Source organism: Nocardia sp. NPDC056564, assembly GCF_042793755.1.
In the GTDB taxonomy this organism is placed as follows: domain Bacteria; phylum Actinomycetota; class Actinomycetes; order Mycobacteriales; family Mycobacteriaceae; genus Nocardia.
In genome coordinates, this window is record NZ_JBHTUR010000032.1 from 51066 (window position 1) to 65263 (window position 14198).

At 69.4% G+C, this 14198-nt stretch carries 11 protein-coding genes; 6 read left to right on the plus strand and 5 right to left on the minus strand.

Translation table 11 applies throughout. The annotated features are described in order from the left end of the window. Nucleotides 1-77 precede the first annotated feature (77 nt). From ACFQ9K_RS43190 to ACFQ9K_RS43200, 3 genes are all read left to right on the plus strand, one after another. A complete protein-coding gene (locus tag ACFQ9K_RS43190; RefSeq protein ID WP_378717259.1) occupies nucleotides 78-3083 on the plus strand; it encodes a DEAD/DEAH box helicase in 3006 nt (1001 codons plus the stop codon). Then, complete coding sequence (locus ACFQ9K_RS43195) at nucleotides 3080-3850, plus strand: SWIM zinc finger family protein (protein ID WP_378717257.1); 771 nt, start codon at nucleotides 3080-3082, stop codon at nucleotides 3848-3850. The genes ACFQ9K_RS43190 and ACFQ9K_RS43195 overlap by 4 nt, the downstream gene beginning before the upstream one ends. Nucleotides 3851-4069: 219 nt before the next feature. After that, nucleotides 4070-4885, plus strand: a complete 816-nt coding sequence (locus ACFQ9K_RS43200; RefSeq protein ID WP_378717255.1) for a helical backbone metal receptor — start codon at nucleotides 4070-4072, stop codon at nucleotides 4883-4885. On the opposite strand, the gene ACFQ9K_RS43205 is transcribed toward ACFQ9K_RS43200, so the two are convergent. After that, a complete protein-coding gene (locus tag ACFQ9K_RS43205; RefSeq protein ID WP_378717254.1) occupies nucleotides 4870-5277 on the minus strand; it encodes a DUF3224 domain-containing protein in 408 nt (135 codons plus the stop codon). The two genes, ACFQ9K_RS43200 and ACFQ9K_RS43205, sit on opposite strands and share 16 nt — an antisense overlap. Before the next feature lie 40 nt (nucleotides 5278-5317). After that, nucleotides 5318-6811: a flavin-containing monooxygenase gene (locus tag ACFQ9K_RS43210; protein WP_378717252.1), complete on the minus strand. Its 1494-nt coding sequence runs from the start codon at nucleotides 6809-6811 to the stop codon at nucleotides 5318-5320. A gap of 165 nt (nucleotides 6812-6976) precedes the next feature. Between ACFQ9K_RS43210 and ACFQ9K_RS43215 the strand changes: the two genes are divergently transcribed. Next, on the plus strand, nucleotides 6977-7633 hold the full coding sequence (locus ACFQ9K_RS43215) for a TetR/AcrR family transcriptional regulator (RefSeq protein WP_378717251.1): 657 nt from the start codon (nucleotides 6977-6979) through the stop codon (nucleotides 7631-7633). 12 nt (nucleotides 7634-7645) lie between these two features. Here the strand turns inward: ACFQ9K_RS43215 and ACFQ9K_RS43220 are convergent, their stop codons facing one another. Both ACFQ9K_RS43220 and ACFQ9K_RS43225 read right to left on the minus strand, forming a co-directional pair. Further along, nucleotides 7646-8719, minus strand: coding sequence for an amidohydrolase family protein (locus ACFQ9K_RS43220; protein WP_378717249.1), 1074 nt, complete (start codon nucleotides 8717-8719; stop codon nucleotides 7646-7648). A 113-nt stretch (nucleotides 8720-8832) separates the two neighbouring features. Then, nucleotides 8833-9462 (minus strand): TetR/AcrR family transcriptional regulator, encoded by a 630-nt coding sequence (locus ACFQ9K_RS43225; protein WP_378717247.1) that lies wholly within the window; start codon nucleotides 9460-9462, stop codon nucleotides 8833-8835. 110 nt (nucleotides 9463-9572) lie between these two features. On the opposite strand from ACFQ9K_RS43225, the gene ACFQ9K_RS43230 reads away from it, so the two are divergent. Next, the gene (locus tag ACFQ9K_RS43230) at nucleotides 9573-9974 is read left to right on the plus strand and encodes a Dabb family protein (RefSeq protein ID WP_378717245.1); all 402 of its coding nucleotides are present in this window, start codon (nucleotides 9573-9575) and stop codon (nucleotides 9972-9974) included. An 11-nt stretch (nucleotides 9975-9985) separates the two neighbouring features. On the opposite strand, the gene icmF is transcribed toward ACFQ9K_RS43230, so the two are convergent. Continuing rightward, nucleotides 9986-13201 carry a fused isobutyryl-CoA mutase/GTPase IcmF gene (icmF, locus tag ACFQ9K_RS43235; protein WP_378717244.1) on the minus strand — a complete coding sequence of 1072 codons (3216 nt, stop codon included), beginning with the start codon at nucleotides 13199-13201 and terminating at the stop codon, nucleotides 9986-9988. Nucleotides 13202-13436: 235 nt separating this feature from the next. Between icmF and ACFQ9K_RS43240 the strand changes: the two genes are divergently transcribed. Next, nucleotides 13437-14198, plus strand: a 762-nt coding sequence (locus tag ACFQ9K_RS43240; protein ID WP_378984486.1) for a hypothetical protein, incomplete at its 3' end; no start/stop codon positions are given.

Below are 14198 nucleotides of genomic sequence, written 5' to 3' on the forward strand. Positions count from 1 at the left end.
CGCCCGCGTCGAGAAATCCAGAAAAGTGTGATCGCGGCGCGTGGATCGGTGTCGGACCCACCTGCTTGGATGGGCTGATGCTGCACGGTCTGTGGTCGCCGGGGTCGGGGTTGCTGCTCTGGCACGATGCGTCCCGCACCGCGCCGGATCCGTCTACCCCGCCGGTCGCCGTCCCGCTGCCCGACCCGTTGGGCGGCGTATTGCGCGCGTCCAAATTCCGGCACCGGGCCGACGTGCTGGTCACCGGTCCTGGCGGCACCGGCACCGAGCAGGTGCGCGCGCACGCGCTGGCCCCGGCGGCCGCGGCGACGGTCCTGCGTCAGCGGCTCCCGGCCGAGTCGGTGGCGGGTGACCTGCGCTTTCTCGCGCACGTCGCACACGGTGTGGAGCGCTGGGTGCGGGCAGGCCGGATCGTGCCGGAGCTGCGCCGGGAGGACGGTCAGTGGTGGGTGCGCTGGCGGCTGGTCGGCGGCGAGCGGCAGCGGGCCTGGCTGGCCGAGCTGGCCGTGGCGATGCCCGCCGCGCTGCGGGTGGCCGGCCGGCCGAACGCGCTGCTCGACGACCTGGTCACCGAACTCACCGACCCGATCGCGCGAACGCTGATCGACCCGCTGGACGCCGATCACCCGCTGGTGGACGCGCTGGTCCGGGATATCCCCCTGGACGCGGGCAGCTATCGGGTCGCCGAAACGCTGGAGCAGTGGCGCGCCACCCTGACCGGGGACGAGCCGGAGCTGGTGCTGCGCCTGCTGGAACCGGACGGCGAGCTCGGCACCGCGGACGAGTCGGTGGCGCTGTGGCGGCTGGAGGTATGCCTTCAGGTTGACGGCGAGGCGCCGAATCCTGTTCTGCTGCACGCCGATCCGAACCTGCTGCGGATCGCGGTGGAGAAGCTCGGCGAGGCGCAGCGGGCGTATCCGCGACTGCGCGACCTGCCGAGCGACCCGCGCTCGATGGACCTGTTGCTGCCGACCGAGGTCGTGGTCGACCTGGTCGAGCACGGCGCGCACGCGCTGCAGGCCGCAGGCGTGCGGCTGCTGCTGCCGCGCGCCTGGAACGTCAGCGCGCCGACCATGCGGCTGCGGGTGGAGAGCGCGGTGCCCGCCGCCGAGAGCACCGTCGGCATGCCGGGACTCGTCTCCTACCGCTGGGAGCTCGCGCTCGGCGACACCATCCTCACCAAGGCCGAGATGGAACGGCTGGTCCGCAGCAAGTCCGATCTGGTCCAGCTGCGCGGCGACTGGGTGCAGGCCGACCACAAGGTGCTCGCCGCGGCGGCTCGCTACGTCGCCGCGCACACCGACACCTCGGAGATCACCTTCGCCGACCTGATCGGGGAACTCGCCGGCGGTCGCGTCGAACAGGTCCCGGTCACCGAGGTCACCGCCACCGGCTGGGCCGCCGACATCCTGGATCGCACCAGGGAGCTCGAGCCGATCGCTGCACCGGTCGGCTTGAAGGCTCAGCTGCGTCCCTATCAAGAACGCGGCCTCGCCTGGTTGGCGACCATGAGCCGCATGGGTTTCGGCGCGATCCTGGCCGACGACATGGGGCTCGGCAAGACCGTTCAGGTGCTCGCCCTGTTGGTGCACGAGCGTGAGGCGGCGGCGAGTGCCGGGCCGCCGAAGAAGAGCACGGCGAAGCGTCGTGCCGGTACCCCGGTAGACGCGAGTGCCGAAGGGGCGGTGGTGATTTCGCTCGACGAGGCGCGGCGGCGCAAGTCGGCCGGCGGAGCGGAGCAGGGCGTTGTCCGGTTCGACGCCCCGGAAGCCGTCCGGCCGGACGGCATGCCGGGTCCCACGCTGCTGGTGTGCCCGATGTCGGTGGTCGGCAACTGGCAACGCGAGACCGAACGTTTCGCGCCGGACCTGCGGGTGTGGGTGCACCACGGGGCCGGCCGGCGTTCGGGTGACGAACTCGATGCCGCAGTGGCCGAAGCCGACCTGGTGATCACCACGTACTCCCTGCTCGCGCGCGACCTCGACGAGCTGAAGCGGCAGTCGTGGGACCGGATCGTGCTGGACGAGGCGCAGCACATCAAGAACGCGGGCACCAGGCAGTCCCGCGCCGCCCGCGGCCTGCCCGCGCGACATCGCTTGGCGCTCACCGGGACTCCGGTGGAGAACCGCCTGGAAGAGCTGCGCTCGATCATGGATTTCGCGGTGCCCAAGGTGCTCGGCAGCCCGCAGACCTTCCGTGCCCGGTTCGCCGTGCCCATCGAACGCGAGCGGGACGAGAATGCGATCAGCCGGCTACGGATGATCACCCAGCCGTTCGTGCTGCGCCGGGTGAAGACCGATCCCGCGGTGATCACCGATCTGCCGGAGAAGCTGGAGATGACGGTGCGGGCCAACCTGACCGTCGAGCAGGCCGCGCTGTATCAGGCGGTGGTCGACGACATGCTGGCCAAGCTCGAGGACGCGAAGGGCATGGCCCGCAAGGGCGCCGTGCTCAGCGCGCTGACCAGGCTCAAGCAGGTGTGCAACCATCCGGCGCACTTCCTCGGCGACGGCTCCGGGGTGCTGCACCGGGGCAGCCATCGGTCCGGCAAGCTCGCCCTGGTGGAGGACGTGCTCGACGCGGTGCTCGCGGACGGCGAGAAGGCGTTGCTGTTCACCCAGTTCCGCGAGTTCGGCGAGCTGATCGCGCCCTACCTGGTCGAGCGGTTCGGCACGGAGATCCCGTTCCTGCACGGCGGGGTGCCCAAGGCGCGCCGCGACACCATGGTCACCCGGTTCCAGCAGCCGGACGGCCCGCCGCTGATGTTGTTGTCGCTCAAGGCCGGTGGCACCGGGCTCAATCTCACCGCCGCCAACCATGTTGTGCACCTGGATCGTTGGTGGAACCCGGCGGTGGAGAACCAGGCCACCGACCGGGCGTACCGGATCGGTCAGCAGCGCAACGTGCAGGTGCGCAAGCTGGTCTGCGTCGACACCATCGAGGAGCGGATCGACGAGATGATCAACGGCAAACGACAACTCGCCGATCTGGCCGTCGGCGCGGGGGAGAACTGGATCACCGAGTTGAGCACCGACGACCTGCGTGAGCTGTTCACCCTCGGTGCGGAGGCGGTCGGCGAATGAGTCCCTACATCGACTACAACGAGTACGGCAAGCGCCGCCCGGTGCGCGGCGGGGTCGAGGCCCGCAGTCGCCGTGGCGGTTTCGGCCGGACCTGGTGGGGGAAGGCGCTCATCGACGCGGTCGAGCGGATGGCCGACGCCGGGCGGATGTCGCGCGGGCGCACCTACGCCCGGGCCGGTCAGGTGGTGAGTTACCGGATCGAGCCCGGCTCGGTGACCGCGGAAGTGCAAGGCAGCCAACCGCGTCCGTTCACCGCGGTGTTCACCGTTCGTCCGCTGCGCGAGGAGGAACTCGAGCTGCTCATCGAGACCATCCGCGACGCACCGGGCATGCTCGCCGAGATCGCGTCCGGCGCGCTGCCGACCGCGCTCGGCCCGCTGCTGCTGCCGACCACCGCCGCCGACCTGGATTTCACCTGCACCTGCCCGGATCCGGGGTGGCCGTGCAAGCACGTGGCCGCGGTCTGCTACCTGCTCGCCGAACGCCTGGACGAGCGTCCCCGCGAGATCCTCGCGCTGCGCGGCCTGGACCTGGATACCCTCATCGGCGGCATCGAACGCGATCTGCAGGCGAGCGCCGATGTCGATGATCCGTACGGCGATTCGGCCCGGCTGCCGGACCTGCCGAAGCTCGAATTCCGGCCCGCCCCCGATGACCTGGACTCGATGCTGCTGCGCAAGGCGCTGCGGATGACCTCCGCCGAGGAACCGGTGGCCGCGGCGGGGCTGCGCGAACTGACCGCGCTGTATCGCATGTTCGAGAGCTGATCGAGCGTGGTGAGCATCCGGCGTCGGGGCTTGCGGTTGCCTCCGGACTCTTCGGGGCGGGATCAGGTCCGGTGACACAGGGACCGGGACTTCCCGACACCGGATGCCTCGTCCAGTCTGCGCGCATCGCACCCGCCCGGGAACTGCCCGAGGGTTGCCCAGCCGCTGCCCTTCGCGCCGAACTTCGGGCAGTGCCCCGGTCCGCCTAGGCTGGTGCGCGTGGCAGGCGAGGGTTCATTGCCGGACTCCGGCCCGGGCAGCGACGATCTAGGCGTCGCTGTCCCGCTCGCGCGGCCGCCGCGCCGGGTGGTGTCGCTGGTGCCCTCGCTGACCGAGGCGGTCGCGGTGAGCTGTCCGGAGATCCTGATCGCCGCGACCGACTGGTGCACGCAACCGGCCGATCTCGCGGTCGAGCGGGTGCGCGGCACCAAGAACCCGGATGTGCGCGGAATCGTCGAACTAGCGCCCGATCTCGTGCTGTGCAACATGGAGGAGAACCGGCGCATCGATGTCGATCGACTGCGGGCGGCGGGAATCCCGGTGTGGGTGACCAGAATCGAGACGGTGGACGCGGCGCTTGCCTCGCTGGCACGGCTTTTCACGGTGGCCCTCGGTACCGGCATCCCGTCGTGGCTCACCGAGGCCGAATCCGTCTGGGCGTCACCGCCACCCACGCCGCCGCGCGACGCGGTCATCCCGATCTGGCGTGATCCGTGGATGGTGGTGGGCCGCAACACCTTCACCGGCGACCTGGCCGGCCGGCTCGGGCTGAACCTGGTGCACGCGGACCGACCGGACCGATACCCGCGACTCACCGAGGCGGAGTTGACCACCGGCATCGATCTCGCCGTCCTGCCCGACGAGCCGTATGTCTTCACCAGAACCGATGGCCCCGAAGTCTTTCCGGACACCCGGGTGGCGCTGGTGGAGGGCCGCAGCCTCACCTGGTACGGCCCGTCCTTGGTCACCGCCCGGCAAACCCTCATCGAGCAACTGGCGGCCGCCTTCCCCGGCGGTGCTCAGCCGAGCTCGTAGTCGAACCACATGTGGTGCGTGCCGTCCGCGTCCACGCTGAGCCCGCCGGTGCCGGTGATCCCGGCCAGGTCGCCGGTTCCGCTGGCCGGGACGATGACGAACGATTCGGCGGTGCGGTCGGCGCCCGAGGTGGTCGCCGAGTGGGCGAAGTTGAAGCTGCCCTCGGCACCGTTCAACGCCCCCTCGAACGACTCCATCGCGACGTAGGTCCCGGTCCCCGTGGCCTGGTCGAATGCCGCGGTGAACAGGGTCGCCGAGCGGCCGGTGATCTCGCCGTCGAACTTCTTCTCGAGCTGCGCGACGCCGACCGGGAGCGCGGTGCCGATGGCGGGCTGGGGGACCACCTCGGTCGGGACGAACGAGACGACGGAGAAGGTACCGAGTGCTTTCATGCACCGGAGCGTAACGACGGCGACCGACAACTTCGCGGTCCTAGGCCGACGTCGCGAACCGATAGTCGGACAGGTCGAAGTGCCCACTGCGCCATGCCGCCTCGACCGTGGTCGAGGGCCGCAGCGGCACGTCGCCGTGCTTGTCGAAGTAGTAGCTGTTCGACACCGAGCAGCTGTCCTGCCAGAACACCTGCCCGCCACGCCGATCGAGCATCTCCTTGAAGAAGCGGTCGTTGGCCTCGCGGGTGACCTCGACGATCGTCGCCTTGCCCGCGCGGGCGTGCCGCAGGCAGCGCAGGATGTGCCTGGTCTGGTTCTCGATCAGCGCGAAGTAGGACGAGCCGTTGTAGCCGTACGGGCCGATGATGGAGAAGAAGTTCGGGAAGCCGGGAACGCTCACTCCCTCATAGGCCTGGAGCCGGTTCTCGTCCCACCACTTCTCCAGGTCGAGGCCGCCGATGCCGCGCAGGTCGTAGGTCGGCATATTGCCGGATTCCATCACCTTGAAGCCGGTCGCCAGCACCAGGATGTCGACCGGGTACTCGGTGCCGCTGACGGTGCGCACGCCGGTGCTGGTGATCTGTTCGATCGGGTCGGTCTCCAGCACGACGTTGTCCCGGTTGAACGTGGCCAGGTAGTCGTTCGAGAAGCTGGGCCGCTTGCAGCCCAAAGCGTAACGGGGCGTGAGCTTTTCCCGGATCACCGGGTCGTGCACCTGGCTGCGCAGGTGCGCGTGGCCCGCCCGCTCGCCGAGCGCGGCGGTCGGCAGATTCTTGTGATAGTGCGCGGCGATCGGGAAGGTGATCTCCACGTAGGTCTGGCTGATCAGCCGGGTCAGCGACCGCGCGCCGGGTATCCGCAGCGCCCACTGCACCGGCTTGGGCAGCGGCAGGTCGAGCCGGGGCAGGCACCAGATCGGCGTGCGCTGGAAGACGACCAGCTGCTCGACCTCGGGCGCGGTCTCCGGAATCACCTGCACCGCGGAGGCGCCCGTGCCGATGATCGCGACCCGCTTGCCGCGCAGGTCCTGCCGGTGGTCCCAGCGGGAGGTGTGCATGGTGACCCCGGTGAAGTCTTCGATGCCCGGAATCTCGGGCAGCTTGGGCCGGGTCAGCACGCCGGTGGCGCTGATGACGAAGCGCGCGGTCAGCTCGCCGCCGTCCGCGGTGTGCAGCCGCCAGCGGCAGCCGTCCTCGTCGAACTCGGCCTCGGTGATGGTGGTGCTGAACCGAATTCGCGGCCGCAGCTGGTATTTGTCCACGCAGGATTCGGCATAGGCCTTCAGTTCCCGTCCGGGCGCGTAGGTCCGGGACCAGCTGGCCCGCTGCTCGAAGGAGAATTGATAGCTGAACGACGGAATGTCCACGGCGATACCGGGATAGGTGTTCCAGTGCCAGGTGCCCCCGACCCCGTCGGCCTCGTCGACGATCAGGAAATCGTCGAATCCGGCCTCCCGCAACTTGATCGCGGCGCCGATCCCGGAGAATCCGGCGCCGACGATGATCACCTCGTGATCGATCCCGTTGCTGTTCATGCGACCTCCCGTGTCCGGTGCGGAGCTTCCGCTCGCGTCACCGCCCGTGCGTCCTCGGCCGTGTTCCGCGGCGAAGACGGCGGAGTCGACCCGTGCTGAGCGCGGCCGACGGTAATTGGCCGCACATGCCACCAATTAGGCGCGCGGTGCGGTAGTTTGTCAACCATGAGCCTGCGCGTACCGGCCCGGACCTGGGGCGGCCGCACCACCGAGGAACGCCGCGCCGAACGCCGCGCGCGGCTGATCGAGGCCGCACTGGACATCTGGATCGAGAACGGGTGGGCGGCGGTGACGATGCGCGGCGTCTGTCAGCGCACCGCGCTCAACGACCGCTACTTCTACGAGCACTTCGCCGACCGCGACGAACTGCTCGGCGCCGCCTGGGACGCGGTCTGCGCCGAGGTGTTCGCCGAGCTGGCCGCGATCTTCACCGAGCACGTCGAGCGGCCCGCGCTGGAGATCCTGCGCGCGGCGGTGACCCGCGCGGTGCGCCTGCAATCCGACGACAACGGGCGCGCCCGCGTCCTGCTGGCCGAGCACGCGGGCAGCGCCGTGCTCGAGCAACGTCGCAAGACGATGCTCGCCGACGGCACCGACCTGCTGGTCGTCACCGCCCGGCCCTACCTGCGCCCGGACGCGGACGAGCTGGAGTTCCGGATGAGCACCCTGGTCGGCATCGGCGGCTTCATCGAGCTGCTCACCGCCTGGCGCACCGGCACGATGGAGATCGACGGCGATCGCATCATCGAGCACACCTGCCGGCTCGGCGCGCTGATCGGCGCCCAGTACCTGCCGCCGGAGATCATTACCCCTGGGGGATAGCCGGTTTCGGCGTCACGCCTCGATCCGGTACACGCGCCGGGCGGTATTCCGGAAGATGTGCGCGAGTTCCGTCGCCCCGCCGCCGTGTCCGGTGACCGCGGTGGCGACCGCCGCGATGCTGTTGCCGATGGTCGTAATCGGCTTGTCCACCGGGAAATTCGAGCCCCAGATCAATCGGTCCGCACCGAACGCGTCGAGGGCGTGTTCGATGAGCGGGTGAATCCGGTCCACCAGCACGGGAACCGGGGTGGTGGTGCCGCGCGGCGGCACCGGATGGCCGAGGACCGGCATCATCAGCCCGCTCACCTTCGCGACCACGTTCGGCCGTTCGGCGAGCGCGGACAGGTCGTCGCGCCAGCGCAGATACAGCGCGCGCCGCACGCTCGGATTGCTTCCGGTGTGCTTGCCGATCGGGCCGAAAATCCCGGCGGGAGTGGCGAGATGGTTGAGCACGATCGGCACCTCCGGGTACCGCTCGGCCAGCGCCGTCACATCGGGCAGCGCGTGTGAGTACACCCAGGCCTCGAACGAGAGGTCGCGCTCGGCCAGCCGCGCGAATCCGTTCAGGAACTCCTTCGTGGCCAGCGCCCCCGGATGGTCGGCGTACGGCCGCACGCCCGGATCGGGATGATGGGCCGCGTGCGCCCGGATGCCGCGCAGCAGGGGCGCTGCGGCCAGGTGCGCGTCGAGCAGCGCGGCGAATTCGGGCGCCGCCGGGTCCGCGTTGCCGAGAATCGCTCCCAGTTCCGGATTGTCGCCGCCGAACGGGAGCCGGGCCACCCATGCCGTCTCGTCGGCCAGGGCCAGGGGGTCCTTGCCGACCCAGGCGACCTCGATGTGCACGATCGTGTCGATCGGCTCGTCGCCGGCGTCCGCGCGATAGTCCGCAGGCAGATAGGGGCGACTGAAAGCCGTTGGATCCCCGGTGAATTCGCGATCCCGCCGCGATGCGGCCCGTTTCGCCAGCGTCATCGGGATGGGCAGCGTCCGCAGCAATCGCGCCGTGCCGCTGAACGTCCGCGGTGTGGTGAACGGATCCCACTGATGAATATGTGCGTCGATGATCCGGATACCCGATAGATCCATGTCCGCCGTCCCAACGCGCCGAGGGCCCTGACCCGGCGATTGTCACACGGCAACCGTGCCGGTCGTTCGGAATCGGCGCAGCGGGCCGTGATTCGCCCACGCGGGCGCGGGGGTCAGCGCGCGCCGAACGCGGACAGGAAGGTGTCGACGGCCGCGTCGGCGATGCCGCGGCATTCGGCCGCGGGGACCTCGCGGGTGCCGAGCCGGGACCGCGCCTCCAGCGGCGCGGTGAGCAGGGCGAGAAGCTGTTCGGCGGCGACCGCCGGATCGCCGATCCGCAGCCTGCCCGACAGCGCCAGCCGCGCGAGCCGGTCCGCCAGCGCCTCGGCGATGCGCCGGGAGGTGCGCTCGAGCACCTCGTCGGTGAGGTCGGGGAAGGCCGCGAGCTGGGCGTAGGTCAGTGCGCGCAGCGCGCGGGCCCGCTCGCCCGCGCACACCGCGAGCAGGCCGGTGGCGACCTCGGTCAGTGCGGGCCGCAGGTCGTCACCCGGATCGCGGAGCCGGTCGGCCACCGCGAGCGTCTCGGCCGCGACCGCGTCGGCGGCGGCGAGCACGGCGTGCCGGAAGAGCGTCTGCTTGTCCGTGAGGTGGTTGTACACCGTGGGTTTCGCGACGCCGGCCTCGTCGGCGATCTCCTGCACGCAGGTCTTGTCGTAACCGCGCCGGGCGAAGACGGCGAACGCGACATCGAGGATCGCCTGCCGCTTGTCGATGCGCCCGCGCGCCGTCGTAGCTCCCGTCACCCCTGCACGATAGCGGCTACTCGGACCGAAATGAACTCGTGGGTTCACTCTTGTGGATCTACTGATCAGTTATCTAGATTGAACTCATCAGTTCAAATCGAGGAGGATCCATGATTGTCCACTTGCTGCGCTTCGGCTTCCGGGACGAGACGACCGACGAGCAGAAGGCCGAGGTGCTCGCGCTGATGCGGCGCACGGCGTCGGTCGAGTCGGTGTCGTTCTCGACCGTCGGGCAGAACCTGGGCGACAGCTCGGCGGGCCTGACCCATGCCTACTGCGTGGGCATCGAGGATCTGGCGGCGCTGGAGCGGTACCTGCATGACCCGGTCCACCTCGACGGCGACCCGCGGATCCTCCCGCACGTCGCGAAAATCGCGATCGGGCCGGATGTCTCGGACGCGCCGGATCCGGCCCTGCGGGAAAAGATCATGGCGCTGCACGAGGCGAAGCTGGCGAAGTACCCGGAGTGGGCACAGCTGATGCAGACCGTCCCCGAGGTGCAGATCTTCTGAGCCGCAGCGCCTTACACGTTGCGCCGGTACTGACCGCCGACGGTGAAGAAGGTGTCGGTGATCTGCTGCAGGGTGCAGACGCGGGCGGCGTCCATCAGGACGTCGAAGATGTTGTCGTCGGTGCGGGCGACGGCCTCGAGCCGGGCCAGGGCGGCGTGGGCGCTATCGCGGTGCCGGTGCTGGAATTCGCGGACCCTGGTCAGCTGGGACTGCTTTTCCGGCTCGGTGCCGCGGGCCAGTTCGATCTCGTGTTTCGGTTCGCCGTGCGGGTTGCGGAAGGTGTTGACCCCGACGATCGGCAGCGAGCCGTCGTGCTTGCGGTGTTCGTAGCGGATGGACTCGTCCTGGATCTTGCCACGCTGATAGCCGGTCTCCATCGCGCCGAGCACGCCGCCGCGTTCGCTGATCCGGTCGAACTCGGCCAGCACCGCCTCCTCCACCAGGTCGGTGAGTTCGTCGATGAGAAAGCTGCCCTGCAACGGGTTTTCGTTCATCGCCACGCCCCACTCGCGGTTGATGATCAGCTGGATGGCGAGCGCCCGGCGCACCGATTCCTCGGTGGGGGTGGTCACCGCCTCGTCGTAGGCGTTGGTGTGCAGGCTGTTGCAGTTGTCGTAGATGGCGATGAGCGCCTGCAACGTGGTGCGAATGTCGTTGAAGCTCATCTCCTGTGCGTGCAGCGAGCGGCCGGAGGTCTGGACGTGGTACTTCAGCTTCTGCGAACGATCATTGGCGCCGTAGCGATCTCGCATGGCCACCGCCCAGATCCGCCGGGCCACGCGGCCGATCACCGAGTACTCGGGATCCATGCCGTTGGAGAAGAAGAACGACAGGTTGGGCGCGAAGTCGTCGATCTTCATGCCGCGCGCGAGATAGGCCTCCACATAGGTGAATCCGTTGCTGAGGGTGAAGGCGAGCTGGCTGATCGGGTTCGCGCCCGCCTCGGCGATGTGATAGCCGGAAATCGAGACGGAGTAGAAATTGCGAACACCGTTGCGCACGAACCATTCCTGGATATCGGCCATCATGCGCAGGCTGAATTCGGTGGAGAAGATGCAGGTGTTCTGGCCCTGATCCTCCTTCAGGATGTCGGCCTGCACCGTGCCGCGCACCGTCGCCAGCGTCTTCGCCCGGAGATCGGCGGTCTCGGCTTCGGTCGGCGCCCGTCCCTCCGCGGCGGAGAACCGTTCCAGGGCTTGGTCTATCGCGGTATTGAGGAAGTAGGCGAGGATGGTCGGGGCCGGGCCGTTGATGGTCATCGACACCGAGGTGGTCGGCGCGGTCAGGTCGAATCCGTCGTAGAGCGCCTTCATGTCGTCGAGTGAGGCGATCGAAACGCCCGAGGTGCCGACCTTGCCGTAGATGTCGGGCCGCTCGGCCGGATCGTGGCCGTAGAGCGTCACCGAATCGAACGCGGTGGACAGCCGTTTGGCGTCGGCGTACTCGCTGAGCACCTTGAACCGCCGGTTGGTGCGGAACGGGTCGCCCTCGCCGGCGAACATCCTGGCGGGGTCCTCGTTGTCCCGCTTGAACGGGAAGACCCCGGCGGTGAACGGGAAACGTCCGGGCAGGTTCTCCGCGCGCAGGAAACGCAGCAGCTCACCGTGGTCGGTGTACCTGGGCAGCGCGACGCGCGGAATCGAGTTGCCGGACAGCGTCTCCCGGCGCAGCGGCGTGCGGATCTCCCGGTCGCGGATCCGCACCACCTGCTCGTCGCCACGGTAGGACTCGGCGAGCGCGGGCCATTCGGCGAGCAGCGCCGCGTTCTGTGCGGTCAGCTCGGCGCGGGCCTTGACGGCCAGTTCCGCGACGGCGGAATCGCCGGGCAGTTCGGCCGCGACCTGCTCGACGCGCTGCACCCGTTGTGCGGCAACGGCTTGCGCTGCCGTCGCCGCGTGATAGGCGCGGACCGTCTCGGCGATCTCGGCCAGGTAGCGCACCCGGGCCGGCGGAATGATCTGCGCGAAGCGGGTCGAGGTGCGGGTGTTCACCCTGGGCAGCGCGCCCTGCGCCAACCGCAGGCCACGCTCGGCCAGCAGCTCGGTCAGGTGCTGATACAGCGCGGTGACCCCGTCGTCGTTGAAGGTCGCCGCGCTGGTGCCGAATACCGGCATGTCCTCCGGTGCCGCGGTGAACGCCTCCCGGTTGCGGATCAGCTGGCGCGACACATCGCGCAGCGCGTCCGCCGCGCCCCGGCGCTCGAACTTGTTGATCGCCACCACATCCGCGAAATCCAGCATGTCGATCTTCTCCAGCTGGGAGGCCGCGCCGAAGTCCGGCGTCATCACATACATGGACACGTCGACATGGTCGGTGACCGCGGCGTCGCCCTGGCCGATGCCCGGCGTCTCCAGGATCACCAGGTCGTAACCCGCTGCCTTGCAGGCGGTCACGATCAACTCGATATTGTCCGGCAGCTCCCGCCCGCCCCTGGTGGCCAGCGAGCGGAAGAAGATGTGGTCGCCGTCGAGCGCGTTCATCCGGATACGGTCGCCGAGCAGCGCGCCGCCGCCGCGCCGCCGGGTCGGGTCCACCGCGAGGATCGCGACGCGCACCTTGTCCTGCTGGTCGGAGCGCAGCCTGCGCACCAATTCGTCGGTGAGCGAGGACTTTCCGGACCCGCCGGTGCCGGTGATGCCGAGCACCGGCACCGTGCGCGCGGCGGCGGCCCGGGTCAGTGCCTGCCGGTCGCCGTCGGACAGCGCGTCCTGTTGCAGGCAGGTGATGGCGCGCGCCAGCGCGGCGCGTTCACCGGCCAGCACCGCCTCCAGCACCGGCGGCTCAGCGGCGAGATCGACGTCGCAGGCCCGGATCAGCTGATTGATCATGCCGGGCAAGCCGAGTCGCTGACCGTCCTCGGGAGAGAAGATGGTCACCCCGGATTCGGCGAGGCGCGCGATTTCCTCGGCCACGATGACTCCGCCGCCCCCGCCGAATATCCGGACGTGTTCGGCCCCGGCCTTTTTCAACGCGTCGGCGAGATATTCGAAGTACTCGACATGGCCGCCCTGGTACGAACTGACCGCGACGCCCTGCGCGTCCTCGGTGAGCACCGCGTCGACCACCTCGCTGACCGCGCGGTTGTGCCCGAGGTGGATCACCTCCGCGCCCTGCGCCTGCAGGATGCGCCGCATGATGTTGATCGCCGCGTCGTGCCCGTCGAATAGTGCCGCGGAGGTCACGAAGCGGACGGGGTTGGTCGGCGTGTGCAGCGTGTGATCGGCCACGGCATTCCTCCGGGATATCCAGTCGGCGCCCGATACTAGGACGTCAAACTAATCCTACGGTGATGCCGATCACAGCGCCAGGTAGTACACGCCCGGTCAATTCGAGAAAGCCGGCAATCGAGGTTCCGCTCACCCTGAATGCAAATGGCGACAACCGGTGCCGGCTCGAGTTCCGATGTGACGCGATGCCCTAAATCCGAAATTCATCCGCACAAATCCACCAAAAGGAAGATCCATGGGACGGAACTCATATCGGCTCGCCGCCGCGGTAGCCGCCCTCGGCCTGTCGACGTTCGCCGCGCCGTTCGCGCACGCCGAACCCGCGCCGCTGAACGGTCTGTTCGCCCTGGCGCCCGGCGTCTGCTCCGGCGGCGCGGTGACCGGCAGCTTCTTCCGGATGATCCTGCCGACCGGTGACGCCGGCGGTCCCTACCTGGCCAACAGCGACTCGGCGTGCAGCGACCAGACGGTGACCACCCTGTCCGCGGGCAGCGACGGTGGCCTGGTCAGCGGCAGTTATCAGCCGCAGCCCGCGGCGGCCTTCGACGGCGCGGGCAACGCGCGATCGGGCCGGGTCACCACGCCGGTGCGGTTCTACGGCGTCGATTTCGCCACCGCGACCAACCCGACCGATCCGCAGACCGGCGGCGGCACCTCGGTGCCCGAGATCTACTCCGACGGCGGGCAGCTCTCCGGCGATCTGAGCAGCCTCGGGGTGACCTGGAACAACCAGGTGTTCAACCAGGGCGCGCCGAAGCCGGGCGGCGGTTTGCCGGGCAAGACCAGTCCGGTGCGCGGCACCATCGACGGCTCCGGCAACTTCGTGATCGAGTGGACCAGTCAGATCGTCGGCGGTCCGTTCAACAACTTCACCGGGCTGTGGCACCTGGCCGGGCAGTACCGCGGCGGCAGCGTCCCGCAGGCCGCGCCTGCCGCCGCGCCGATCGCCGCGCCGCCCGCCGCGCCCGCGGCCGCACCGGCGGCGCCGGCCCCCGGC

Excerpts from the sequence above, each read along its gene's own strand:
- ACFQ9K_RS43190 (WP_378717259.1), top strand. The coding sequence starts at position 78 with ATGCTGCACGGTCTGTGGTCGCCGGGGTCGGGGTTGCTGCTCTGGCAC.
- ACFQ9K_RS43210 (WP_378717252.1), bottom strand. The coding sequence starts at position 6,811 with ATGAACAGCAACGGGATCGATCACGAGGTGATCATCGTCGGCGCCGGA.
- ACFQ9K_RS43215 (WP_378717251.1), top strand. The coding sequence starts at position 6,977 with ATGAGCCTGCGCGTACCGGCCCGGACCTGGGGCGGCCGCACCACCGAG.
- ACFQ9K_RS43230 (WP_378717245.1), top strand. The coding sequence starts at position 9,573 with ATGATTGTCCACTTGCTGCGCTTCGGCTTCCGGGACGAGACGACCGAC.
- ACFQ9K_RS43195 (WP_378717257.1), top strand. The coding sequence starts at position 3,080 with ATGAGTCCCTACATCGACTACAACGAGTACGGCAAGCGCCGCCCGGTG.
- ACFQ9K_RS43220 (WP_378717249.1), bottom strand. The coding sequence starts at position 8,719 with ATGGATCTATCGGGTATCCGGATCATCGACGCACATATTCATCAGTGG.
- ACFQ9K_RS43205 (WP_378717254.1), bottom strand. The coding sequence starts at position 5,277 with ATGAAAGCACTCGGTACCTTCTCCGTCGTCTCGTTCGTCCCGACCGAG.